Raw genomic sequence first — 22,952 nt, forward strand, 5'->3', positions numbered from 1 at the left:
CGGCCAGTCGCGCGCATGATCTCCGCGCGGAGGATATCCGAAAGGGTCAGGCCGCATCCGTGCGGTGGGCCAGGACCTGGCGGAGCGCCTGGTCGGCCGGGACCGGCCGGCCGAGATGGTAGCCCTGGAGGAACGGGCAGCCGAGGGCCCGCAGGGTGGCGAGGTCGTCCGCCGTCTCGACGCCTTCGGCCACCACTTCGAGGCCGAGCGTCCGGCCGAGGCCGAGCACCGTCTGGACCAGGCCGCGCTTGTCGTCGGAGGCCGACAGGCCGGTGACGAGGCTGCGGTCGATCTTGACCCGGCCGGCCCGCAGCTGGCGCAGGGAGGCGAGCGACGAATAGCCGACGCCGAAATCGTCGAGGGCCACCCGGATGCCGGCGCGGGACAGGGCGAGGAGCTTGTCCTGCACCGCCTCGATATCGAGGGCGGTCTCCTCGGTGATCTCGATCTCGAGGAGCAACGGTGCCAAGCCCAGCGCCCGCAGGCGGTCGAGCACGATCTCGTCGACCGGGATCTGCGCCATCTCCCGCGGCGAGACGTTCATCGCCACCCGGACGTCGCGGATGCCGGCGGCGCGCAAGGCCTGCATCGCGCCGCAGACCTGCTCCAGGATGAAGCGCAGGAGCGATTCGGTCAGGCCGGACCGGGCGGCGGCGGCGACGATCTCGCCGGGCGGGATCCAGCCATGGACCGGGTGGTTCCAGCGCACCAACGCTTCGAGCCCGGCGATGCGGGTACCGCCCTCGCCGAAGATCGGTTGGAACCAGACCGCGAGGCCGGTCTCGGCGAGGGCGTGCGAGAGGTCGCGCTCGCTGTCGCGCCGCATCTCCAGGCGACGGCGCAGGCCCTCGTCGAAGATCCGGAAGCGGTTCCGCCCGGCGGCCTTGGCGGCGTAGAGCGCGTCGTCGGCGCAGCTCAGCATCTGGGTCAGGCTGGGCCCGTGGGCGTGGCACAGGCCGATGCTGACGCCGAGGCGGCCGGCATCGAAGCTCTCGAACGGCTCGACCACCGCCCCGATCAGGGCCGCCGCCAGGTCGGCGGGCGGCCATCCGGCGCAGGGGTCGTACAGCACCGCGAACTCGTCGCCGCCGAAACGGGCCGCCAGCGCCTCCGGCGGCAGGGTCCGGCGCAGGCGCTGCGCCACCTCGGCCAGCACCCGGTCGCCGGTCGAGTGGCCGTAGACGTCGTTGACCGACTTGAAGCCGTCGAGGTCGAGCAGCATCAGGCAGGGCGCCGGTCCGGGCCGGCGGATCCGCGCTTCCGCCGCTTGCGCGAAGCCGGCCCGGTTCATCAGCCCGGTGAGGGCATCGTGGGTGGCGCGCCGGCGCATCTCGTCGGCGAGGCTGCTTGCCGCCGCATGCGCCTCGTGGCGGGCGCGGGCGAGCGCCGTGGCCTCGTTCTTCAGCCGGGAGGTCCGGCGAAAGCCCCGCTCGGTCTCGATGGCGCTGCGCAGGAGCGCCGCGAGGTAGAGCAGCACCGTGAGGGCGAGGCAGGTCCGGTCGAAGCCGCCGGTCCAGGCGAGGCAGCCGGCCACCGTCAGGAGCGGCGGCGTGATGAAGCTCGCGGGAATCGCCGCGTAGGCCATGCCGTGGGTGACGGCCCCGGCGGTGATGCCGCAGACGACGACGAGGTAGAACAGGGTCTGGGGCGCGGTGTAGCCGTCGCACAGGAGCGCCACCAGGGACCAGACGAGGCCCGACAGGAACGCCGCCAGGGTGGCGAGCTGCAGGTGCCGGTCGACCGCGCCGGCGGCGGCCCGGGCCTGGTCCGGCGGCGAGCCCTCGGGGGCGGCAAGGCCGAGGCAGGGCGCCCGGCACAGGCCGAACCGGGTGAGGTTGACGAGCGACGACACCGCGAACCAGGCGAGGCCCGCACGCCCGTGGCCGGCCTGGGCGGCGACCAGCGCCCCGGTGGCGCCGAGCAGCGCGTTGACCGGCATGGCCTGCTGCACGCTGCGGCGCACCGCCTCGAGCTGGTCGCGCCGGATCGAGGCGCGCAGGTCCGGACCGTCGCCACGGCGCGGCATGTCGGAGCCCGGTTCCTGGCTGCCTGGTTCTGACATGTCACCTCGGCGGGTCAGCCGTGCTATCATAACGGCCGCCGGTAAAGAATCGTTGACCACCGTCTGGGTCAAGCCGGGAAAGGTCAAGCCTGCCACGCCTCTGCCGGCCGAGGCGGCACCCGTCGCCGCTCCCTTCCGGAACCTGCCGCCACGGAACGGTGGCCGAGCCTGGCCGTTGAATAGGTCGCAAGACTGCGAGGAGGCATCATGCGCAATGTGGCGAGGGCGGCTTTGGTGGCGGTCGTGACGCTGGTGGGCGTCGGCGCGGCGGAGGCGAAGGGCTGCATCAAGGGGGCGATCATCGGCGGCATCGCCGGGCATTACCTGGCCGAGCGCGGCGTCGTCGGCGCCGTGGCGGGCTGTTTGGCAGGCCGGGCGCTGGCCAAGCGAAACGCCCAGCGCGACGTCGATTACGGCGCCCGGGTGCGCCCGCGCGACGGCTACGGCTACGGCGCGGGCCGGAACTACTGATACGCGTTCGGCATCGCAAAGCGACCGATCGGAAAGCGACGAGAATCCTGTCCGGCGGGGTATTCCCGCCGGCTTCGCGAAAAGCCGACGCGGCGATCCGTCCCGTGCCGGCGGCGCCGGCCGCCCCATCTTGTCCGCATCCGTCACGCTGGCGCACCGGGTGGGCATGGCCGTCTTCTTCACCGCCGACACGCATTTCGGCGACAGCCACATCCTGCGCCAGCGCGGCCGCCTGTTCACCTCCATCGACCATCACGACGAAACCCTGGTGGCTCATTGGAACGCCGTCGTCGGGCCCGAGGACGAGGTCTGGCATGTCGGCGACTTCGCCGCCCATGCCGAGCGCGCGCATTGCGCGGCGATCTTCTCACGGTTGAACGGCATCAAGCGCCTGGTGCGCGGCAACCACGACAGCAACCGCGTCCTCGACCTGCCCTGGGCCGCCCCGCCGGTCGAGAGCGCGCGGCTGACATTGCGGGAGGACGGCCGCGAGTGGCGGCTGTTCCTGGCGCATTACGCCCACCGGGCCTGGCCCGGCCTGTGGCGCGGCACCCGCCACCTCTATGGCCATACCCACGGGACCCTGCCCGACACCACCCGCTCCTGCGATGTCGGGGTCGATGCCTGGGAGTACCGGCCGGTGCGGCTGGCGGCCCTGGCAGAGCGGCAGGATGCGGCGACTCTGGTGCCGGAGGAATTGGCCCGGGATCAAGCAAGAGAGCGGGCGCAGGCCGAAGCCGCCCGCGAGGCGGGCGGTAATTGAGAGTGGAAGCGAAAGGTGACGCGCCCCCATTTTTCCCCACCGACGACCTCATTCTTGACAAGGCGCTCGCCTCCCGAGGCTCGTCAACGTGGTCGAGCGCTTCTTCCGCACATAGGACACCGGAGAGGAGACGGACGCCATTGGCGCCGTCCTCCTAGCCGATCACGGGCGCGCCTGGTGCATCGATCAGGCGCGGTTCGCCGAGCACATGAACGGGGACGCCGCCTCTGTCGCCGAGCCGACCCGGCCACTGTGGGATCGGGTCGCGGCTAGGTGGTCGCGTTAACGGTTCCAGAATTGATGAGTATGAATCGAAGAAAGCAAACTGGTGCGACGCCGCGGCTCACAAATGCTAGCTGGCATATTCAAGAGGGTCTGGTGACGCACTTTGAAGCGAATTTGTCATCCTATGAAGATCTGATATAAGCGCCCATAGGGCCAAGGGTCCTTGGGCAAAAAATCCAGATTTTGTATAATAAAGCTCGGCGTCTATCACTAGAGCACCGTGAATGCCCGACGCAGCGTTAACATTGTCTTCTAACGTTTTCATTGTTTTCCATCCGGTATATCCAACTACGAACAAAGGTATTTGTATTGGAGGCGGAAATCCCATAATCATCTGCGCACCAAAATTACGAACCAACGGGCTGAGTTGGGCGGCGGTATGCTGCGCCTGATGCCATTGTCCTGAAATGTTTGATTTAACTTCTATTACTGCAGCAATGCTCTCCGCTAGATATAATCTAGTTTGCGATCCCATGCCGGGCGTAAGTGATGGAAAGAACGGATGCTCAATAACTACATCGATCTGCCCACTTCTTGCGCCTTTTGCGTCTGTCGCATCACCTGTGCCAAACCGATAAATTGGCGGCATTATTAAACTAAGAAAATTATCGATTACGGCAGCTCTTTCTTGGCCACTTGTAGCAGTTGACAACCCAGAGCTACCCGCATGTACATGCATAAGCATACCTTGAATTGAACTCATGCGCTGCACAATAAATCTATTAGGCATTTATAAATTTCCCCTCTATCATCGTATGTTATCAGTGCATAAAATAGATTAAAATTGTCCTAAATTTTGCAAGGGGGCAGATCGGGGTAGTGGCTGCGCATCTGTTGTGACCAGTCGGGCGATCCAGGGCAGAACACCAGGGTCCCAAGGCGCACGCTCGGAGCCGCAAGGTACCCGAGCGGTTTGCTATCTGCTTGGTGGAATGTAGCTCATTCGGTAGAGCACCGCCCTGTTAAAGACAGGGTCGTAGGTTTGAGCCCTGCCGTTCCAGCCAATCCTTTGAAGTCGCATGGCCCCAGGATGTTCTCCACGGTGACCCAGCCCTAAACTATGCGACATGATTGGATTCCAACGACCCTCCGACAGCATTCCCGTTACGTGCACGAACTGTGCCGCTACGCGGCATATGGCGACGCATTGGCGCTCGCGTCCCGCACCGACTTGGAGCCAGTCCATCGTCGACAAGATCGCCCTTGTCGACCGGGGTGCACACCCACGCGACCGAAGGGGGCCTCGAAGGAGGCCTCCAGACATCGCCGGGGTATCTGGAACCCTCCTTCGAGGTCAGTCCATTTCTGATGGACTGACACCTCAAGATGAGGTTGAGGGTGGGACGGGAAGCCGGCTCTCGGCCTCGCCAACTCAACCGCCGATATTGTAGGCCGCCAGCGCCGCCATGTTGACGATGTCGGAATCGGTCGCGCCGAGCGGGACGATCTGCACCGCCTTGTCGAGGCCGACGATCAGCGGCCCGAGCACCTGGGCGCCGCCGAGTTCCTGCAGCATCTTGGTGGAGATCGCCGCCGAGTGGAAGGCCGGCATTACCAGCACGTTGGCCGGCTGCTTGAGCCGGCTGAACGGGTATTGGGCGAGCAGGTCCTTGTTCAGCGCCACGTCGGCGGCCATCTCGCCGTCATACTCGAAATCGACCCGCATCCCGTCGAGGATGCGCACCGCCTCCTGCACCTTCTCGGCGCGCTCGGCCTTGGGGAAGCCGAAGGTCGAGAACGACAGGAGCGCCACCCGCGGCTCGTAGCCGAGGCGCCGCGCCACGCCCGCCGCCTCGATGGCGATGCCGGCGATCTCCTCGGCGCTCGGCATCTCGTGGATCGCGGTGTCGGCCACCAGCACCACCCGGCCGCGGGCGAGGCAGAGCGAGACGCCGATCACCCGGTGGCCGGGCTTGTGGTCGATGACCCGGCGCACGTCCTCGAGCGCGATCGAGTAGTTGCGGGTGGTTCCCGTCACCATCGCGTCGGCGTCGCCGAGCGCCACCATCGAGGCGGCGAAGTGGTTGCGGTCCTGGTTGATCAGGCGCTGGCAGTCGCGGAACAGGTAGCCCTTGCGCTGCATCCGCGCGTAGAGGAACTGCGCGTAGACGCCGTTGCGGTCGGACTTCGCGGCGTTGTGGATCTCGATGTTGTCGCGGCCCGAGAGATCGATGCCGGCGGCCTCGGCATTGGCCATCACCCGGTCCTCGCGGCCGACCAGGATCGCGGTGCCGAGGCCCTGGTTGACGAAGGAGATCGCGGCGCGGATCACCACCTCCTCCTCGCCCTCGGCGAAGACGACGCGCTTGGGATACTTGCGCACCCGCTCGAACACCCGGTTCAGCGTGCCGGCGACGGGATCGCGCCTTGCCGAGAGCTGGGCCCGGTAGCGGTCCATGTTGTCGATGGGCTTGCGGGCGACGCCGGTCTCCATGGCGGCCTTGGCCACGGCCGTCGGGATGGTGTGGATCAGGCGCGGATCGAACGGCACCGGGATGATGTATTCGCGCCCGAAGCGCGGCCGGGTGCCCTGGTAGGCCGCCGCCACCTCGTCCGGCACGTCCTCGCGGGCGAGCGCCGCGAGCGCCTGCGCCGCCGCGATCTTCATCTCCATGTTGATCGTGGTCGCGTGCACGTCCAGCGCCCCGCGGAAGATGTAGGGGAAGCCCAGCACGTTGTTGACCTGGTTCGGATAGTCCGAACGCCCGGTCGCCACGATCGCGTCGTCGCGGACCTGCGCCACCTCCTCGGGGGTGATCTCGGGGTTGGGGTTCGCCATCGCGAAGATGATCGGCTGCGGCGCCATCGAGGCGACCATCTCGGGCGTGAACGCGCCCTTGACCGAGAGGCCGAACGCGATGTCGGCGCCCTCCATCGCCTCTTCGAGGGTCCGCTTCGAGGTCGCGACCGCGTGGGCCGACTTCCACTGGTTCATGCCCTCGGTGCGGCCCTGGAACACCACGCCCTTGGTGTCGCACAGGATCACGTTCTCGGAGCGGAAGCCCAGCGCCTTGACGAGCTCGATGCAGGCGATGCCCGCCGCGCCCGCGCCGTTGACGACGAGCCTGGCTTCCGAGATGTCGCGGCCGGTCAGGTGCAGGGCGTTGATGATGCCCGCCGCCGAGATGATCGCGGTGCCGTGCTGGTCGTCATGGAAGACCGGGATGTCCATCAATTCCCGCAGGCGCTCCTCGATGATGAAGCACTCGGGGGCCTTGATGTCCTCCAGGTTGATGCCGCCGAAGGTCGGCCCGAGATAGCGCACGCAGTTGATGAACGCGTCCGGGTCCTCGGTGCCGACTTCGAGGTCGAAGGAATCGATGTCGGCGAAGCGCTTGAACAGGACCGCCTTGCCCTCCATCACGGGCTTCGAGGCGAGCGCGCCACGGTTGCCGAGGCCGAGGATCGCCGTGCCGTTCGAGATCACCGCCACGAGGTTGCCCTTGGCGGTGTAGTCGTAGGCCAGCGCCGGGTCATCGGCGATGGCGAGCACCGGCACCGCGACGCCGGGCGAGTAGGCGAGCGACAGGTCGCGCTGCGTCGCCATCGGCTTCGTCGCCACCACCTCCAGCTTGCCGGGCCGGCCCTGCTGGTGGAATTGCAGCGCCTCCTGGTCGGTGAAGGTCGGGCGCTTGCCGCGGGTGACGGGGCGGGACTCGCTCATGCCAGGCTCTTCTCGTGCGACCAGGATCAGACGATCGGGGAAAGGTCCCTTAGGGCCATGATCCGGCCGGCTCAAGCGGCGCTGCGGCGCTAACACACCCGGGCGGGACATTTCAGCCGGGGACGATCATCCCCATCATCCCCGGAGTCCCGGTCTGGAGCGCGGGCCTGAGCTTCTGTTAGTCTGCCAGACCACGATGCCGCGGACCCGACAGCCCCCCGATCTCATGACGATGGACAGCGACACCGGCCGCCTGCTTCGCAACGAGGCGTACGAGCCCGCCGACGAGGCGCCGCCGCCGCCCGCCCGCGGCCGGCGTTCCGCCGCGCCCGACGACGAGGCCAAGGTCTCGCCGATGATGGCACAGTACATCGAGATCAAGGCGGCGAATCCCGATTCGCTGCTGTTCTACCGCATGGGGGATTTCTACGAACTGTTCTTCGAGGATGCCGAGACCGCCTCGCGGGCGCTCGGCATCGTGCTCACCCGCCGCGGCAAGCATGCGGGTGCCGACATCCCGATGTGCGGCGTACCGGTCGAGCGCTCGGACGATTACCTCCAGCGACTGATCGGGCTCGGCCACCGGGTCGCGGTCTGCGAGCAGACCGAGGATCCGGCGGAGGCCAAGAAGCGCGGCTCGAAGTCGGTGGTGCGGCGCGAGGTGGTGCGCCTCGTCACCCCCGGCACCATCACCGAGGACCGCCTGCTCGATCCCGGCCGGGCCAACGTGCTGCTGGCGCTCGCCCGCCGCCGCGCCTCGGACTCGGCCTGGATGTACGGGCTGGCCGCCGTCGACATCTCGACCGGGCGCTTCTCGCTCGGCGAGGTCGAGGGGACCGGGCTCGCCGCCGAGATCGCCCGGCTCGACCCGCGCGAGATCGTGATGGGCGACGCGATCCACCAGGACCCCGAGGTCGCCCGGCTGTGGCGCGACACGCGGGCCGCCGTCACGCCGGTTGGCCGCGGCGACGTCGATCCGGCCTCGGCCGAGCGGGCGATCAAGGAGCAGTTCGGCGTCCAGACCCTCGACGGGTTCGGCGCCTTCAGCCGGGTCGAGATCGCGGCGGCCGGCGCCGTCCTGCACTACATCGCCCGCACCCAGCTCGGCGCCAAGGTGACCCTGAGCCCGCCGACCCGCCAGGCGGCGGGTGCGAGCCTGATGATCGACGCGGCGACGCGCCAGAATCTCGAACTCACCCGCACGCTCTCGGGCGAGCGCCCGGGCAGCCTGCTCGCCGCCATCGACCGGACGGTCGGCGGTGCCGGCGCGCGCCTGCTTGCCGAGCGGCTGGCCGGCCCCTCGACCGATCTCGCGCTGATCCGGCGCCGGCACGACGCGGTCGAGTTCCTGGTGGCCGAGGGGGCTCTGCGGGCGGAACTGCGGGCCGAGCTGGCGCGGGCCCCCGACATGGCTCGGGCGCTCACCCGGATCGGCCTCGGCCGGGCCGGGCCCCGCGACCTCGCCGCGCTCCGCGACGGGCTCCTCGCCGCCCGCGGCATCGCCACGGCGCTCGCCGGGGCCGGCGCGCTGCCGGGCGAGATCGGCAAGGCCGCCCGCATCCTCGCCGGGCTCGACGAGGCGCTCGCCGACGACCTCGCCGCCGCGCTCGCCGACGACCTGCCGTTGCAGCGCCGCGACGGGAATTTCGTGCGCGAGGGTTACAGGCCCGAGCTCGACGAGACCCGCACGCTCCAGCGCGATTCGCGCCAGGTCGTCGCCGGCCTCCAGGCCCGCTACGCCGCCGAGACCGGCTGCCGCACCTTGCGGATCAAGCACAACAACCTGCTCGGCTACTTCATCGAGGTGCCGCAGGCCTTCGGCGAGACCCTGCTGAAGGATCCCTGGCGCGCGACCTTCGTCCACCGCCAGACCATGGTGGACGCGATGCGCTTCACCAGCGTCGAACTGGGCGAACTGGAAACCAGGATCGCCAATGCCGCCGGCCGCGGGCTCGCCCTCGAACTCGAGATCTTCGAGGCCCTGTCGAAGGCCGTGATGGCCGAATCCGATTCGATCGTGGCGGCGGCGAGCGCGCTCGCGGCTTTGGACGTCGCGGCCTCGCACGCGGAACTCGCCGTCGAGCTGAACTGGACCCGGCCGGTCGTCGATGACGGCCTCGCCTTCCGGATCGAGGGCGGGCGCCATCCGGTCGTCGAGGCGGCGCTGACCAGGGCGGGCGAGGCCTTCATCGCCAATGCCTGCGACCTCTCGGGCACCGAAGCGGGCCAGATCCTCCTCGTCACCGGCCCGAACATGGGCGGCAAGTCGACCTTCCTGCGCCAGAACGCGCTCATCGCGGTGCTGGCCCAGATGGGCGCCTTCGTGCCGGCAGCCGCCGCCCATCTCGGCCTCGTCGACCGGCTGTTCTCCCGGGTGGGAGCCGCCGACGACCTGGCGCGCGGCCACTCGACCTTCATGGTCGAGATGGTCGAGACCGCGGCGATCCTCAACCAGGCGACGAAGCGCTCCCTCGTCGTGCTCGACGAGATCGGGCGGGGCACCGCGACCTTCGACGGTCTCTCGATCGCCTGGGCCTGCCTGGAGCACCTGCACGGCACCAATGGCTGCCGGGCGCTCTTCGCCACCCATTTCCACGAGCTGACCGGGCTCGCCCAGCGCCTGGACCGCCTGTCCAACGCCACCCTCAAGGTGACGGAGTGGAAGGGCGACGTGGTGTTCCTGCACGAGGTGGTGCCGGGTGCGGCCGACCGCTCCTACGGCCTCCAGGTCGCGCGGCTGGCCGGCCTGCCCGCCCCGGTGATCGCCCGCGCCAAGGCGCTGCTCGCCGAATTGGAGAAGGGAGAGGGTGGTTCTGGACGGCGGAAAGCGCCCGCCGAGCTGCCGCTCTTCGCCGCGATGCCGCCCTCCCCGCCCCCGCCGCCTGCGCCTTTGGAGAAGCCCGACCCGGTCGGCGTGCTCCTCGACGGGATCGACCCGGACGCTTTGAGCCCGCGCGAGGCGCTGGACGCGCTCTACAGGCTCAAGGCGGCACGGGCGGAGGGGTAGGACCGAACCTCGCCCGCTCTCCCGATGGGCCGCGCATGCACGGGAGCCGCATGACGGCGTGGCGCCGCCGATGCCCCGCTCACCGCGGCGCGTCGGCGGCGAGTGCCTGTGCGAGGACCCGGCCGGCGAACCGGGCGGTGGCGAGGAGGCGGTCCGGGCCGTGGCCCTCGCGGGCCATCGCGGAGAGGCCGACCATCATGGTCACGACGTAGTCGGACAGGCCTTCGGCCGATGCCGGGTGGCTGGCCGCGACGAAGCACCGGATGGTCTCGCCGCCTGCCCCGGTCAGGGCGCGGGCGGCGTCCCGTGCCGCAGGGTCGAGGCAGCGCGTCCCCTCGATCGCGAGGCACCCGGCGGCCTCGGGATCCGCCCCGTAGCGGCGCGCCGCCTCCTCCAGCAAGGCGGCGAGGGCCTCGGCCACGGGGCGGCCCGGGCGCAGGATCTCGGCCAGCGGAATTCCCTCGGTCTGCGAGTAATGGCCGAGGGTGCGGGCATACAGGCCGGCCTTGCTGCCGAACGCGGCGTAGAAGCTGGGCGGATTGATGCCGAGCGCCTCGGTAAGATCGGCGACGCTGACGGCGTCGTAGCCGCGGGCATGGAAGAGGCGCTGCGCCACCGTGACGGCCTGGTCGGGATCGAAGCGGCGGGGGCGGCCGCGGGGGCGCGATGATTTTGTAGGCATCGATACAAAAACGGCTTGACCGGAGGTTCGGGCAATTTATGTAGTGGATACTAACTTAAGCCTCAAGGAGCCTCCGATGGCCACGACCCGCGACACCTATTTTCAGGGCAAATCCGTTCTCGTGCTCGGCGGGAGCCGGGGAATCGGGGCGGCGATCGTCCGGCGCCTCGCCGCCGAGGGCGCCGCCGTGACCTTCACCTATGCGGGCTCGCGGGACGCGGCGGACAAGCTGGCGGCGGAGACCGGCGCGACCGCCGCGAAGACCGACAGCGCCGACCGGGACGCGGTGATCGCCCGGGTGCGCGAGAGCGGTCCCCTGGACGTCCTGGTGGTGAATGCGGGCGTGGGCGCGTTCGGCGATCCGCTGGACCAGGACCCGGACGAGATCGACCGGATGGTGCGGATCAACGTGACCGCCCCCTACCACGCCGCCGTGGAGGCCGCCCGGCGCATGCCGGAGGGCGGACGGATCATCGTGATCGGCTCCGTCAACGGCGACCGGATCCCGTTTCCCGGCCTGTCCGCCTATGCGATGAGCAAGTCGGCCCTGCAGGGCATGGCGCGGGGGCTGGCACGCGATTTCGGACCGCGCGGGATCACCGTCAACGTCGTGCAGCCCGGCCCGATCGACACCGACATGAACCCGGCGGACGGGCCGATGAAGGACGTCATGCACGCCGTCATGGCCCTCAAGCGCCACGGCCGGCCGGAGGACGTGGCCGGGATGGTGGCCTGGCTGGCCGGCCCGGAGGCGAGCTTCGTGACCGGAGCGATGCACACGATCGACGGCGGCTTCGGCGCCTGACGATGTTCCGCGCCGCCGCGAGACATGTCGGCGGCCCAGCAACGAACGGGCTCGCAGGGGCCCACCCACCCGCATCCGCTCGGCCTCTCCTGCGATTGCAGGTTACCGAGCGTGCCTTTTCCTGGCGTGCCGTCGCCCGGTGTGAAAGCGGCAGCCCGGGCATGGAGGGCTGAGACGCTGCGTCGTCGCGCCGGGGGCAAATCGCGACGACGCGGCGCGGAGGAGGGCCGATGGCTCGTCGCTGTACCGATCAGGCCGGCAGGTCCGGGCGAGGCGCGTCGTCCCCGCTTCCGTCCGGCGCCAGCATCACCTCATCCGGCGGCTCTGCCGGCGCCCCGCCGTGATACCGCCCGGCCACGTAGGCCAAGGCTGCCCGGATCACCCGCTCCGAATACGGCTTGGCGATGATCCCGACCGCTCCCGCAAAATCCGGGGGGACGCGCTTGGCGTTGGCGGTCGTGAACAGCACCGTGATCCCCGCCTGAGCGCTCAGCGCCTGCGCCACCGCGACGCCGGTCGGGCCGTCGGCGAGGTGGATGTCGACGAGGGCGATGTCGGGGGAGAGGTCGTGGGCGAGCGCGATCGCGTCGCCCGAGCGGATCGCGACGCCGACCGGGACGTATCCGGCCTCCTCGAGCAGGCATTCGAGTTCGAGGGCGATGAACGCCTCGTCCTCGACGATCAGGACCCGCAGGCCTCCCCCGCTCAAGGACCGGTTCCCGAGTGACCCGGTCCCAGCGGCAGCACGACATGGGCGCGGGTGCCGGGGTTCAGGTCCTCGAAGGTCAGGCTGCCGCGCAACTGGCGCACCAGCATGCCGACGAGGTCGCGGCCGAAGCCTTCGGGATTGTCGGATTGCGCGGAGAGGCCGATGCCGTCGTCGCGGATGTCGAGGATCAGGCGCCCGTCATCGGCCCGGGCGGTGATCGCGACGCGGCCGTGCCGCTCGTCCGGGAAGGCGTGCCGGACCGCGTTGACGGCGAGTTCGTGCACCAGGAGCGCCAGGGGTGCTGCCATCGAGGCCGGCACGGCCACGGCCTCGACATCGACCGAGAGGGCGATCCGGTCCGTGTCGATGCCGGCTTCGAGGTCGGCGGCGAAATCGGCGGCGAAGTCGCGCAGGTCGAACCGGGCGACGTCGCTCATCGCGTAGAGCAGGCGGTGGGCGGTGGCGAGCGCCCCGATCCGGTCGGCCATGCTGCGCAGCACGTCGCGGCAGGCGGCGTCCCGGGCGCGCCGGGCCTTGAGCAGCACCAGGGAGGAGATGACCTGGAGGTTGTTCTTCACCCGGTGGTCGACCTCGTGCAGCAGGGCGGTCTGCTGGTCGAGGGCGGCCTGGAGCGCCCGGTTGCGTGCCTCGAGGTCCTGGGCGAGGGCATCCTTCTCCCGCACCAGCGCCCGTTCGGCCTGGCGGGTCTGGGTCACGTCGGTGAGCACCGCGAAGTAGGAGCGTAACCTGCCGGCCTCGTCCCGCACCGGGGTGAGCGTCATGGCGTTCCAGAACGGTTGGCCGTCCTTGCGGTAGTTCAGGAGATCGACCCGCAGGGGCTCGCCCTGTGCCAGGGCCGTCCGCACCCGGGCGATGTCGGCGGGGTCGGTGTCGGGCCCTTGCAGGAAACGGCAGTTGCGGCCGAGCACCTCCTCGGGCGCGTAGCCGGTGAGCCGGCAGAACGCGTCGTTGACGAACACGACCGGGTTGTCGTCCCGGGCCGTGTCGGTCATCACCATCGGCGCCTCGCTCCCGCGGAAGGCGGCCAGGAACGGCGCATCGGAGAACGGCGCATCGGAGAACGGCGCGTCAAAGGGCGCAGCCGCGGACGGTGCCTCCGCCCTGCGCGCGCTCCTCGTTCCGGTCTGTCTCGCAGCGTCCAAACCGATCATCCGCAACCCGCCTGTCCGCGGCCGACCCCGCCCGGACGATCCCTGGCGGAGCGGGATCGCAGTCCCATCCACCACAGCGAACCCGCCGCCGCGGGCGGGGTTCCCGCCGGTCAGGTAAGCTGCGGTGGATACGATGTTAATTCTTCATCCATCATGATCCCGCCCACATGCTGGGGTCGACTGCGCGGCGGTTGCCGGGCGCGGCATCTCGTGCCCGGACCGGACGACGCATCGGCAGGACGATGCGTCGTCCGCCCGGGTTCTTGCCGGGTTGCGGATTTGCGTTGCACCACCGGCCACCCCTTTCGCGAAACCTGCTCGGGAGACGGCGATCACGATGACGAAGACGGTCGGGAGAGAGGGCACGGGCTGGCTCGCCCGCACCCGCGCCACCCTGCGGGACGTGATGGCGGACCGGCAGATGGCGCTGATGCTGGTGCTCGGCTTCGGCGCCGGGCTGCCGATCCTGCTCGTCTTCGCCACCCTGTCGGCCTGGCTGCGCAGCGCCGGCATCGAGCGGTCGAGCATCGGGCTCCTCAGCTACGTCTCCCTCGCCTACACGCTGAAGTTCCTCTGGGCCCCGGTCATCGACCGGCTCGACCTGCCTGTCCTGTCGCGGCTCCTCGGCCGGCGCCGGGCCTGGATGCTCGCGGCGCAACTCGCCGTGGCGGCGGGCCTCGTCGCAATGAGCCAGGCCGATCCGGCGAGCGCGCTCGGCTACACCGTGGTCTGTGCGCTCGTCATCGCCTTCGCCTCGGCGACCCAGGACATCGTGGTCGACGGCTGGCGCATCGATTCCGCCCCGACCGAGCGCCAGGGCATGATGCTGGCCTCCTACCAGCTCGGCTACTCCCTCGCCCGCATCTGCGCCGGGGCCGGCGCGCTCTTCGTCGCCGATGCCTATGGCTGGGCCCCGGCCTATGCCAGCATGGCGCTCCTGATGGGGCTCGCCATCGCCGGCACCCTGGCGGCGCCAAGGGTCCAGGCGCGCGATCCGGGCCCCCGGCGCGGCTGGCGCCATGCCCTGCGCGAGGCGGTGGTCGATCCCTTCGCCGACCTCGTCGCCCGCAAGGGCACAGGGCTGGTGCTGATCCTGGCGCTGATCACCGTCTACCGCCTGCCCGACATCGTCTCGGGCATCATGGCGAACCCGCTCTACATCGACATGAAGTTCTCCCTCTCGGAGATCGCCACGGTATCGAAGGTCTACGGCGTCTGGGTCGGCATCGCCGGGGCCTTCGCGGGCGGCATCGCGGTGAGCCGGCTCGGCCTCTACCCGGCGCTCCTGATCGGCGGCATCGCGGCCTCGGCCTCGAACCTGATGTTCGCCTGGCTGGCGCTCGCCGGCCACGACCTGCCGCTCCTGGTGGCCAGCATCAGCATCGACAACTTCGCCGGCGCCTTCGCGGGGACGGCGCTCATCGCCTACATGTCGAGCCTGACCTCGCCGGCCTTCGCGGCGACGCAATACGCGCTGCTCTCCTCGCTCTACGCCCTGCCGGGCAAGTTCGTCGGCGGGTTGTCGGGCTTTGCCGTCGAGTCGATGGGCTATCCGGCCTTCTTCGTGATGACCTCCGCCGTCGGCATCCCGGTGACCCTGCTCTGCCTCGGCCTGCGCCTCCTGCCCGGCGAGACCGAGCCGGCCCCGGCGGAGGAACTGCCGGCGCGGGCCTGATGGGAGCTTGAGGGGCGGCGCACGCGAGAGGACAGACCCTTGCGGAACCCTGCCCCGGCGCACCAGCTTTAATCCCGACCCTGTTGTCCGCGAGGGAGCGCCCGTGTCCGAGATCGTCGCCGTCGAGCCCGCCCCGTCCCCCGTCCCGGTCGGGGCGCCGGAGCCGTTGAGCGCCGAGGACCGCGCGGCGTTGCGCCGGGCGGTCGCTGCCCTGGAGCGCCCGAGCCTCGCCGGCCGGCTCTCCGCCATGGCCGGCGCCCCCCTCGACATGATCACCCGCGCCCTGCCGACCCCCGTGGTCGATGCGGTCGGCCACGCCACCGAGACGGCGATGCGGGGCGCCCTGCACGTCGCGCTCGCGACCCTGCCGAAGGGGGCGGACGTGTCGTCCGAGCCGAGGTCGGAGGCGAATGCGCTCGCGCCGCTCGGCCCCGATTTGTCGCCGTCCTGGCGCACCCGCGCGATGGAGCTGCTGGAGCGCTTCCCGCCCGGCGACCGCGGCCACAAGGCGCTGGCGGCGGTCTCGGGCGCCATCGGGGGCGCCTTCGGCCTCTCCACGCTCGCGGTCGAGCTGCCCGTCTCCACCACCCTGATGCTGCGCTCGATCGCCGAGATCGCCCAGCGCGAGGGCGAGGATCTCGCCGATCCGGAAGCGGCTTTGGCCTGCATGCAGGTCTTCGCGCTGGGCGGTCGCGGCTCCACGCAAGCCGACGGCGCCGCCGGGACCGCCGCCGAGAGCGGCTATTTCGCGGTCCGCGGCGCGCTCGCCAAGGCGATGTCGGAGGCGGCGCGCTACGCCGCCGGACGCGGCCTCGTCGACGAGAGCGCCCCGGCCCTGATGCGCTTTGCCGGCCAGGTCGGCGCCCGGTTCGGGGGCGTGGTGTCGCAGAAGCTCGCCGCCCAGGCGGTGCCGGTGCTCGGCGCCCTGGGGGGCGCGGCCGTCAACACCGCCTTCATGGACCATTTCCAGGCCGTCGCCCGCGGCCACTTCACCGTGCGGCGGCTGGAGCGCCGCTACGGCAAGTCTCTGGTGCGGGAGGCCTACGAGGCGGAACGCGCCGCGCTCGGCACCGCGTAGCGGCGCTTCAGGAGGGCGTAGACGAGGCGCGCGGTCTGCACCTCGCCGCCCTCCGGCCGGCCAGGCTTCGTGCCCGGATTCCAGCCGTAGAGATCGAGATGGACATGGGCCTTCGCCGCCGGCGCGAAGCGGCGCAGGAAGAGGGCCGCCGTCACCGCCCCGGCGAAGGGGCCGCCCGAGACGTTGTTGAGGTCGGCGATCTTCGACTCGAGCAGCGAGGCATAGGGCCCCCAGAGCGGCATGCGCCAGACCGGATCGTGCACGGCGAGGCCCGTGGCGGCGAGGTCCGCCGCGAGCGCGTCGTCCTCGGTGAACAGGGCCGGCAGGTCGGGGCCGAGCGCCACCCGGGCGGCACCCGTGAGCGTCGCGAAGTCGAAGAGCAGCTCCGGCGCCTCCTCGTCGGCGAGCGCGAGCGCATCGGCCAGGATCAGCCGGCCTTCCGCGTCGGTGTTGCCGATCTCGACGGTGAGCCCTTTTCGGCTCGCCAGCACGTCGCCGGGACGGAAGGCGTCGCCGGCAATCGCGTTCTCGACCGTCGGGACCAGCACCCGCAGGCGGATCGGGAGACCGGCTCCCATCACCATCTCGGCGGCGGCGAGGGCGACTGCGGCGCCGGCCATGTCCTTCTTCATCAGCAGCATCGCCGCCGAGGGCTTGATGTCGAGGCCGCCGGTATCGAACACCACCCCCTTGCCGACCAGGGTCACGCGCGGCGCGCCCGGATCGCCCCAGGTCATGTCGATCAGGCGCGGCGCCCGCGGCGAGGCCCGGCCGACCGCGGCGATGAGCGGGAAACCCTGTTCCAGCGCCTCGCCGGAGACGACCGTGACGGCAGCGCCGAAGCGCGCGGCGAGCGCCCGGGACGCCGCCTCGATCTCGGCCGGGCCGAGGTCGTTCGCCGGGGTGTTCACCAGGTCGCGGCCGGCCGCCACCGCATCGGCGATGCGGTCGATCTCGGCACCGTCGACCCCCTCGGGCGCGACCAGCCGCGCCTTGGGGGCCGGCTTCTCGCGGTAGCGGCCGAAGCGATAGCCGGAGAGCCGCCAGGCGAGCGCCGCCAGGGCCGCATCACCCGGAAGGTTCTCCAGGCGGTACGTCCCCTCGGGCAGGGCATCGGGCAGGCGCCCGACCGCGAACGGATCGGCCCGGCTCCCGGCCTCGACCCCGAACAGGACATTCGCCAGCGCCCCGTCCGGCCCCGGCAGCAGGGCGATCTTTCCGGGCTTGGCCTCGAACCCCGAGGCCCGCGCGAAGGCAGCGGCGAGCGGCGGCAGCTCAGCGGCCACGGCCAGCCAGCCGGCGGCGTCGACGCAGCGGATCGGGATGGCGTCCTCGGTCGCGGGCAGGAGCGTGGTCACGCGGGGCATCCCTTCCTTCAACGCAACGGGAAAGGCCGGAGGGGGAGCCAAGACGGGACGGTTGTCAATGCCGGGCCGGCCCGCCCCCGGGAGCCCGTGCCGCCCCGAAGGCGACCCGCCGCAGCGTTAACGAGCGGTTAGGGTTAATGATTTAACTCCAGGGTCACGAGGCCGCGGGAGCGGGGTTGCCACATCTCCCGGGCCCGCCCCTGGAGTGGCCGATGCCCGCGACCGTCGAGACCCGTCCCTGCCGCTCGAACACCTTGCGGCGGCTCGCCCTCGTCGGCGTGGTGGCCGTGATGGCGTCGGGCTGCTGGTCGCGCCAGCCCCTCACCACCGGCTCGATCGATGTCAGCGCCCCGGCGGACACCGCCCGGCGCGACATCGGGCGCCTCGCCGCGCGCTACGACAAGGACCCGGCCGATATCGGCACCGCCATGGCCTATGCCCAGGCCCTGCGGGCGACCGACCAGGGCTCCCAGGCCACGGCCGTCCTGCAGCAGACGGCCCTGCGCAACCCGAAGAACCCGGCGGTGCTCGCCGCCTACGGCAAGAGCCTGGCCGAGATCGGCCGCTACGGCGAGGCGGCGGAGGTCCTGCGCAACGCCCATTCGCCGGCCAATCCGGATTGGCGCGTGCTCTCGGCGCAAGGCGCCGTGGCCGACCAGATGGGCGACCACGCCCAGGCCCAGCGCTACTACGAGGCGGCGCTCAAGATCGTGCCCGGCGAGCCGGCGGTGATGTCGAATCTCGGCCTGTCCTACGCGCTGGCCAAGCGCCTGCCCGAGGCGGAATCCACGCTCCGCCAGGCGAGCAACGATCCCCGCGCCGACGGGCGGGTGCGCCAGAACCTCGCCCTGGTGCTGGGCCTGCAGGGCCGCTTCGGCGAGGCCGAGCAGGTGCTGACCCGCGATCTCGGCCCGGCGCAAGCCGCGCAGAACGTGGCGGCGCTCCGCGCCTTCGTATCCCAGCCCAATGCCTGGAAGGCGATCAAGTCGGCCGAGAAGAAGGCGCCGCACGTCGCCGCCTCGGCGATGTGATACGGAATCCGGACGATCACTTCCGGATCTCGTCTCGCCAGCCCGCGCGGCGCCTGAGCCAAACCGCTTTCCGCATCGCGAAGCGATCAATCGGAAAGCGTGTGACGGGCCACGCGGATCGCCGGGTCGGCGCCGCGTCCGTTCCGGTATCCGGCCCCGGCCTCGCGGGGGATGCGCCCCGTCTTCGCCGGCGGCCTCATCGCCACGCTGGCGATGGCGGGCCTCGGCTGGGCCGGCGTCACGAGCGGCGGCCTGCCCGGACGCTTCCCCGACTTCCGCCTGCGGCCGGTCTCCGGCAGCGAGACCTGGAACCACCGCACCGGCTTCCTGTTCGCCGACCAGAGCCGGCAGGCCCGGGATCCGGAGCGCTGCATCCGCACCCGGACCAAGGACGGGCTCGTCCTGCTCCGGGGCGACAGCGTCGCGGCGCATGACGTGCCCGGCCTGATCCGGCATGCCGACGGGCTGCCCGGCCGCCTCGTCCAGGACACGGCGGCGGGCTGCCGGCCGGTGCCGGGCAAAGCCTCGCCCGTCCTGGCGCATGGCGGGGCCTTCAACGACGACGCCCCGGCGCCGATCCGCCGGCTCGGGATCCGCGACGTGTGCTGGCGGCCCGCTGGGGGCGCAGCGCGGACGCCCTGCGGGCGGCCTTGCCGGCGGGCGCGCCCTTCTTCGATCCCGCCGCCGCCCTGTGCGCGGGCGAGACCTGCCCCTTCACCCGCGGCGAGACCTTCCTCGACGCCGATGCCGGCCGCTTCTCCTCGGCCGGCAGGGCGCTGGCGGTGGAGCGCGTCCTCGAAGCCGGCCTGTTCGCCCCGAAGCGGATTTCGCAAAAGCGGTCGCCGGTTTCGCGACAGGAGTCTGCGATGGACCAAGACCCCGATCCGCCGCGGCGATCCCCTGACCACCATGGTCAGGCGCGGGCGACGGCGACCTCGCCATCGTCGAGCAGGACGAAGCGGATGCCGGCCTGGCGCAGGGCCGCGATCGCCTTGTGGCGGGAGCGGGCGCCCTGCCCCTCGGCATTCTCCTCGAGGCGCCGCACCGTCGAGAGCGACAATCCGCTGGCCTCCGCCAGATTGGTCATCGACCAGTCGAGCAATGCCCGGGCGGCGCGCAGGTGGTGCCCCTCCACCGCCTGCTCCAGGCCCGCCCGCAAGCCGGCCACCGCCACGGGGACGGCGAGCGCGGCCGGATAGACGAGGCCGTTGCGCTCGACCAGGCACCCGCGCTCGTCACGGACCGGAACCGACAGTACCCGGTAACGCTCGGGGTCCCGGTTCCGGTGATGGATCAGCGGAGCCGCCTGGAACAAACCGCCGACATCACGCCGCGCGATGCTGTCGCGGAACGCCGCACGTTCCCACGGCACCACGTCGGCGAAGGGATCGGCATTGATCTCCTCGATCGGGCGTCCGGCGAAGCGCGCCGTCTCGGGCGGAAAGCGGAAGCGTCCGTCCAGGCCGACGGGAACGAACAGCATGCGGGCCGCCGCGAACCAGGCGCTCTGCCGGCGCAGGTCGGCCCGGCGCAGCCGCAGCAGGGCGGCCGAATCGGTCACGTCGAGGACGAGGCCGGCCGCGGCGAGCGGCCGGCCCTCCGGGGACATGTGCAGTTCGGTACGCATCGTGAGCAGGCGCAAGGTCCCGTCCGGCCGCACCACCCGGACCTCGCGCTCGGGCAGGGCGTAGCCCTGCATCAGGTCGGCGGCGCTGGCCAGATGGAGCCGGTCGTCGGGATGGACGAGGTCGACGAGCAGGGCGTAGCTCGGCGGCACCTGGAGCGGATCGAGCCCGAGCAGGCGATGCAGGCCGGGCGACCATGTCTGCCGGTCGGAGGCGAAGACCCAGGCCCAGTTGCCCGTCAGCCCGGCAGTCTCGGTCAGCCGGAGGAAATCGGCGGGAGCGAAGGACAGGTCGGCCGCACGCATGGCGCCTCGGTTCTCAAGCCCGCGATCCGCTGTGGACGATCCGGGGTGGCAAATTCGCGACGACACGAGACGGTCGCGGAACATACAAGCCATGCGCAACGCGAAGGCAAGGCCGACGGTGCGAACCTGTGGTGGCAGGAAGGCCCGGACGGCATGACACCCATGACGATCGCCGGCATGACGCCCCCCCCGCATGACGATCCCGTGCCCTGTGGCCTCGGAGGGCGCGAACGCTGTAGCGTGCCGGAAACGAACCGAGCCGCGGTGCCCGCATCGCCGCCGTCAGAGGAGACGCCCGAATGACCGAGACCGACGCCCTGCGGCACCCGGAGATCCGCGAGGAGGTCGCCAAGCTCTGCGCCCGCTTCCCCGACGAGTACTGGCGCCGCCTCGATACCGACCGCGCCTATCCGACCGACTTCGTGAACGCGCTCACCGAATCCGGCTACCTCTCGGTGCTGATCCCGGAAGAGTACGGCGGCTCGGGCCTGCCGCTCTCGGCGGCCGCGGCGATCCTGGAAGAAGTGCAGCGCTCGGGCTGCAACGGCGCGGCCTGCCACGCCCAGATGTACACGATGGGCACGGTGCTGCGGCACGGCACGCAGGCCCAGAAGGAGCGCTACCTGCCGGAGATCGCCGCAGGCCGCCTGCGGCTCCAGGCCTTCGGCGTCACCGAGCCGACGAGCGGTACCGACACCACGGCTTTGCGCACCACCGCGCGCCGCGAGGGCGACAAGTTCATCGTCAACGGCCAGAAGATCTGGACCAGCCGGGCCGAGCATTCCGACCTGATGCTGCTCCTCGCCCGCACCACGCCCCGCGACCAGGTGGCGAAGAAGACCGACGGGCTCTCCACCTTCATCGTCGACATGCGCAGCGTACTCGGCCGCGGCCTGACCATCCGGCCGATCCGCACGATGATGAACCACAATTCCTGCGAGGTGTTCTTCGACAACATGGAGGTGCCGGCCGAGAATCTGGTCGGCGAGGAGGGCAAGGGCTTTCGCTACATCCTGTCCGGCATGAATGCCGAGCGGCTCCTGATCGCCGCCGAATGCGTCGGCGACGCCAAGTGGTTCATCGCCAAGGCTTCCGCTTACGCCCGCGAGCGCCAGGTCTTCGGCCGGCCGATCGGCCAGAACCAGGGCATCCAGTTCCCGATCGCCAAGGCCTACGCCAACATGCGCGCCGCCGAGCTGATGGTGCAGGAGGGCTTGCGCCTCTACGAGGCCGGGGCCAATCCGGGCGCCGAGGCCAACATGGCCAAGATGCTCGCCGCCGACGCCTCGTTCGAGGCGGCCAATGCCTGCATCCAGACCTTCGGCGGCTTCGGCTTTGCCGAGGAATACGACGTCGAGCGCAAGTTCCGCGAGACGCGGCTCTACCAGGTGGCGCCGATCTCCACCAACCTGATCCTGTCCTACATCGCCGAGCACGTGCTCGGCATGCCGCGCTCCTACTGACGGATCGAGGCCGCCCCTGGTGCCGGTGAGCCGATCCGGCCATAGGGGCGGTCATGACCGCCGATCTCGTCCCGCTCCTGTTCCTGCCCGGGCTCCTCAACGATGCCGTCCTGTGGCGCGCTCCGATCGACGCGCTCGCCGACCGGGCCGCCGCCTCGGTGGCGGACCTGACCCTCGACGACAATGTGCAGGCGATGGCGCGGCGGGCGCTCGCGGTGGCGCCGCCACGCTTCGGCCTCGTCGCCCTGTCGATGGGCGGCTACGTCGCCTTCGAGATCCTGCGCCAGGCGCCCGAGCGGGTGACACGGCTCGCCTTGTTCGACACCGCCGCGGCCCCGGAGACCGACGCGCGCGCCGCCGCGCGGCGCCAGGGCATGGACCAGCTCAAGGTCGGGCGCTTCGCCGGGGTCACGACGCGGCTGCTGCCGAAGCTCGTCCACGCCGCGCACGTGCACGGGCCGGTGGGCGAGGCCGTGAAGGCGATGGCCGAGCGGGTCGGCGGCGCGGCCTTCCTGCGCCAGCAGCGGGCGATCCTCGACCGGCCCGACAGCCGCCCGCTTCTGGCGACGATCCGGGTGCCGACCCTGGTGGCGGTGGGCGAGGACGACACGCTGACCCCGCCGGCCTCAGCCCGGGAGATCCATGACGGCATCGCCGGCTCGCGCCTGCACGTCCTGCCCGCCTGCGGACACCTGCCGCCGCTGGAACGGCCGGACGAGACGAGCGCGCTGCTACGGGAGTGGCTGGACGCGTGAGGCGTCAGGTCGGCATGGCCTTGACGAACTCGT

Annotated in this window: 17 protein-coding genes and 1 tRNA gene; 10 read left to right on the forward strand and 8 right to left on the reverse strand. The window is 70.8% G+C overall.

Annotation, left to right across the window (positions count from 1 at the left end; all coding sequences use genetic code 11):
• Positions 1–46: 46 nt before the first annotated feature.
• The gene (locus tag AC3AOF_RS26500; protein ID WP_236988031.1) at positions 47–2,026 is read right to left on the reverse strand and encodes a putative bifunctional diguanylate cyclase/phosphodiesterase; all 1,980 of its coding nucleotides are present in this window, start codon (positions 2,024–2,026) and stop codon (positions 47–49) included.
• A gap of 243 nt (positions 2,027–2,269) precedes the next feature.
• Here AC3AOF_RS26500 and AC3AOF_RS26505 point away from each other — a divergent pair, with 243 nt between their 5' ends.
• Positions 2,270–2,533, forward strand: coding sequence for a hypothetical protein (locus AC3AOF_RS26505; protein ID WP_236988030.1), 264 nt, complete (start codon positions 2,270–2,272; stop codon positions 2,531–2,533).
• 166 nt (positions 2,534–2,699) lie between these two features.
• On the forward strand, positions 2,700–3,296 hold the full coding sequence (locus tag AC3AOF_RS26510) for a metallophosphoesterase (RefSeq protein ID WP_488349061.1): 597 nt from the start codon (positions 2,700–2,702) through the stop codon (positions 3,294–3,296).
• 352 nt (positions 3,297–3,648) lie between these two features.
• Here AC3AOF_RS26510 and AC3AOF_RS26515 read toward each other — a convergent pair whose 3' ends face one another.
• Positions 3,649–4,311, reverse strand: coding sequence for a DUF6602 domain-containing protein (locus AC3AOF_RS26515; RefSeq protein ID WP_488346953.1), 663 nt, complete (start codon positions 4,309–4,311; stop codon positions 3,649–3,651).
• A 198-nt stretch (positions 4,312–4,509) separates the two neighbouring features.
• Between AC3AOF_RS26515 and AC3AOF_RS26520 the strand changes: the two genes are divergently transcribed.
• Positions 4,510–4,585, forward strand: a tRNA-Asn gene (locus AC3AOF_RS26520).
• 368 nt (positions 4,586–4,953) lie between these two features.
• Here the strand turns inward: AC3AOF_RS26520 and AC3AOF_RS26525 are convergent.
• Entirely contained in the window at positions 4,954–7,245 is a 2,292-nt protein-coding gene (locus AC3AOF_RS26525; RefSeq protein WP_236988029.1) for an NADP-dependent malic enzyme, read from the reverse strand.
• 226 nt (positions 7,246–7,471) lie between these two features.
• Between AC3AOF_RS26525 and mutS the strand changes: the two genes are divergently transcribed.
• Positions 7,472–10,252 (forward strand): DNA mismatch repair protein MutS, encoded by a 2,781-nt coding sequence (mutS, locus tag AC3AOF_RS26530; protein WP_488346954.1) that lies wholly within the window; start codon positions 7,472–7,474, stop codon positions 10,250–10,252.
• Positions 10,253–10,331: 79 nt separating this feature from the next.
• Here mutS and AC3AOF_RS26535 read toward each other — a convergent pair whose 3' ends face one another.
• Positions 10,332–10,934 carry a TetR/AcrR family transcriptional regulator gene (locus AC3AOF_RS26535; RefSeq protein ID WP_236988028.1) on the reverse strand — a complete coding sequence of 201 codons (603 nt, stop codon included), beginning with the start codon at positions 10,932–10,934 and terminating at the stop codon, positions 10,332–10,334.
• Between the two features lie 76 nt (positions 10,935–11,010).
• Between AC3AOF_RS26535 and bdcA the strand changes: the two genes are divergently transcribed.
• Positions 11,011–11,739, forward strand: a complete 729-nt coding sequence (bdcA, locus tag AC3AOF_RS26540) for an SDR family oxidoreductase (RefSeq protein WP_236988027.1) — start codon at positions 11,011–11,013, stop codon at positions 11,737–11,739.
• A gap of 250 nt (positions 11,740–11,989) precedes the next feature.
• Here the strand turns inward: bdcA and AC3AOF_RS26545 are convergent, their stop codons facing one another.
• Positions 11,990–12,448 (reverse strand): response regulator, encoded by a 459-nt coding sequence (locus tag AC3AOF_RS26545; RefSeq protein ID WP_488346955.1) that lies wholly within the window; start codon positions 12,446–12,448, stop codon positions 11,990–11,992.
• Positions 12,445–13,467 (reverse strand): PAS domain-containing protein, encoded by a 1,023-nt coding sequence (locus AC3AOF_RS26550; RefSeq protein WP_236988025.1) that lies wholly within the window; start codon positions 13,465–13,467, stop codon positions 12,445–12,447. The genes AC3AOF_RS26545 and AC3AOF_RS26550 overlap by 4 nt, the downstream gene beginning before the upstream one ends.
• A 490-nt stretch (positions 13,468–13,957) precedes the next feature.
• Between AC3AOF_RS26550 and AC3AOF_RS26555 the strand changes: the two genes are divergently transcribed.
• Complete coding sequence (locus AC3AOF_RS26555; RefSeq protein ID WP_488346956.1) at positions 13,958–15,295, forward strand: AmpG family muropeptide MFS transporter; 1,338 nt, start codon at positions 13,958–13,960, stop codon at positions 15,293–15,295.
• 103 nt (positions 15,296–15,398) lie between these two features.
• A complete protein-coding gene (locus AC3AOF_RS26560; RefSeq protein ID WP_236988023.1) occupies positions 15,399–16,373 on the forward strand; it encodes an EcsC family protein in 975 nt (324 codons plus the stop codon).
• Here AC3AOF_RS26560 and AC3AOF_RS26565 read toward each other — a convergent pair.
• The gene (locus AC3AOF_RS26565) at positions 16,337–17,740 is read right to left on the reverse strand and encodes a leucyl aminopeptidase family protein (protein WP_488346957.1); all 1,404 of its coding nucleotides are present in this window, start codon (positions 17,738–17,740) and stop codon (positions 16,337–16,339) included. The genes AC3AOF_RS26560 and AC3AOF_RS26565 overlap by 37 nt on opposite strands.
• Positions 17,741–17,952: 212 nt before the next feature.
• Between AC3AOF_RS26565 and AC3AOF_RS26570 the strand changes: the two genes are divergently transcribed.
• Positions 17,953–18,771: a tetratricopeptide repeat protein gene (locus AC3AOF_RS26570; RefSeq protein ID WP_236988021.1), complete on the forward strand. Its 819-nt coding sequence runs from the start codon at positions 17,953–17,955 to the stop codon at positions 18,769–18,771.
• A 913-nt stretch (positions 18,772–19,684) separates the two neighbouring features.
• Here AC3AOF_RS26570 and AC3AOF_RS26575 read toward each other — a convergent pair.
• Entirely contained in the window at positions 19,685–20,701 is a 1,017-nt protein-coding gene (locus AC3AOF_RS26575) for a PAS domain-containing protein (protein WP_488346958.1), read from the reverse strand.
• A 299-nt stretch (positions 20,702–21,000) separates the two neighbouring features.
• Here AC3AOF_RS26575 and AC3AOF_RS26580 point away from each other — a divergent pair, with 299 nt between their 5' ends.
• Together AC3AOF_RS26580 and AC3AOF_RS26585 are read left to right on the forward strand one after the other, a co-directional pair.
• Positions 21,001–22,164 carry an acyl-CoA dehydrogenase family protein gene (locus AC3AOF_RS26580; RefSeq protein WP_236988018.1) on the forward strand — a complete coding sequence of 388 codons (1,164 nt, stop codon included), beginning with the start codon at positions 21,001–21,003 and terminating at the stop codon, positions 22,162–22,164.
• A gap of 53 nt (positions 22,165–22,217) precedes the next feature.
• Complete coding sequence (locus tag AC3AOF_RS26585; RefSeq protein WP_236988017.1) at positions 22,218–22,919, forward strand: alpha/beta fold hydrolase; 702 nt, start codon at positions 22,218–22,220, stop codon at positions 22,917–22,919.
• Positions 22,920–22,952 lie beyond the last annotated feature (33 nt).

The sequence above is a fragment of the Methylobacterium sp. 142-1Y genome, assembly GCF_057747795.1.

Coding starts and splice junctions, on each gene's coding strand:
- AC3AOF_RS26505 (WP_236988030.1), top strand. CDS start 2,270: ATGCGCAATGTGGCGAGGGCGGCTTTGGTGGCGGTCGTGACGCTGGTG.
- AC3AOF_RS26575 (WP_488346958.1), bottom strand. CDS start 20,701: ATGCGTGCGGCCGACCTGTCCTTCGCTCCCGCCGATTTCCTCCGGCTG.
- AC3AOF_RS26580 (WP_236988018.1), top strand. CDS start 21,001: ATGACCGAGACCGACGCCCTGCGGCACCCGGAGATCCGCGAGGAGGTC.
- AC3AOF_RS26535 (WP_236988028.1), bottom strand. CDS start 10,934: ATGCCTACAAAATCATCGCGCCCCCGCGGCCGCCCCCGCCGCTTCGAT.
- mutS (WP_488346954.1), top strand. CDS start 7,472: ATGACGATGGACAGCGACACCGGCCGCCTGCTTCGCAACGAGGCGTAC.
- AC3AOF_RS26555 (WP_488346956.1), top strand. CDS start 13,958: ATGACGAAGACGGTCGGGAGAGAGGGCACGGGCTGGCTCGCCCGCACC.
- AC3AOF_RS26525 (WP_236988029.1), bottom strand. CDS start 7,245: ATGAGCGAGTCCCGCCCCGTCACCCGCGGCAAGCGCCCGACCTTCACC.
- AC3AOF_RS26550 (WP_236988025.1), bottom strand. CDS start 13,467: ATGGTGATGACCGACACGGCCCGGGACGACAACCCGGTCGTGTTCGTC.
- bdcA (WP_236988027.1), top strand. CDS start 11,011: ATGGCCACGACCCGCGACACCTATTTTCAGGGCAAATCCGTTCTCGTG.
- AC3AOF_RS26565 (WP_488346957.1), bottom strand. CDS start 17,740: ATGCCCCGCGTGACCACGCTCCTGCCCGCGACCGAGGACGCCATCCCG.
- AC3AOF_RS26510 (WP_488349061.1), top strand. CDS start 2,700: ATGGCCGTCTTCTTCACCGCCGACACGCATTTCGGCGACAGCCACATC.
- AC3AOF_RS26585 (WP_236988017.1), top strand. CDS start 22,218: ATGACCGCCGATCTCGTCCCGCTCCTGTTCCTGCCCGGGCTCCTCAAC.
- AC3AOF_RS26515 (WP_488346953.1), bottom strand. CDS start 4,311: ATGCCTAATAGATTTATTGTGCAGCGCATGAGTTCAATTCAAGGTATG.
- AC3AOF_RS26500 (WP_236988031.1), bottom strand. CDS start 2,026: ATGCCGCGCCGTGGCGACGGTCCGGACCTGCGCGCCTCGATCCGGCGC.
- AC3AOF_RS26570 (WP_236988021.1), top strand. CDS start 17,953: ATGCCCGCGACCGTCGAGACCCGTCCCTGCCGCTCGAACACCTTGCGG.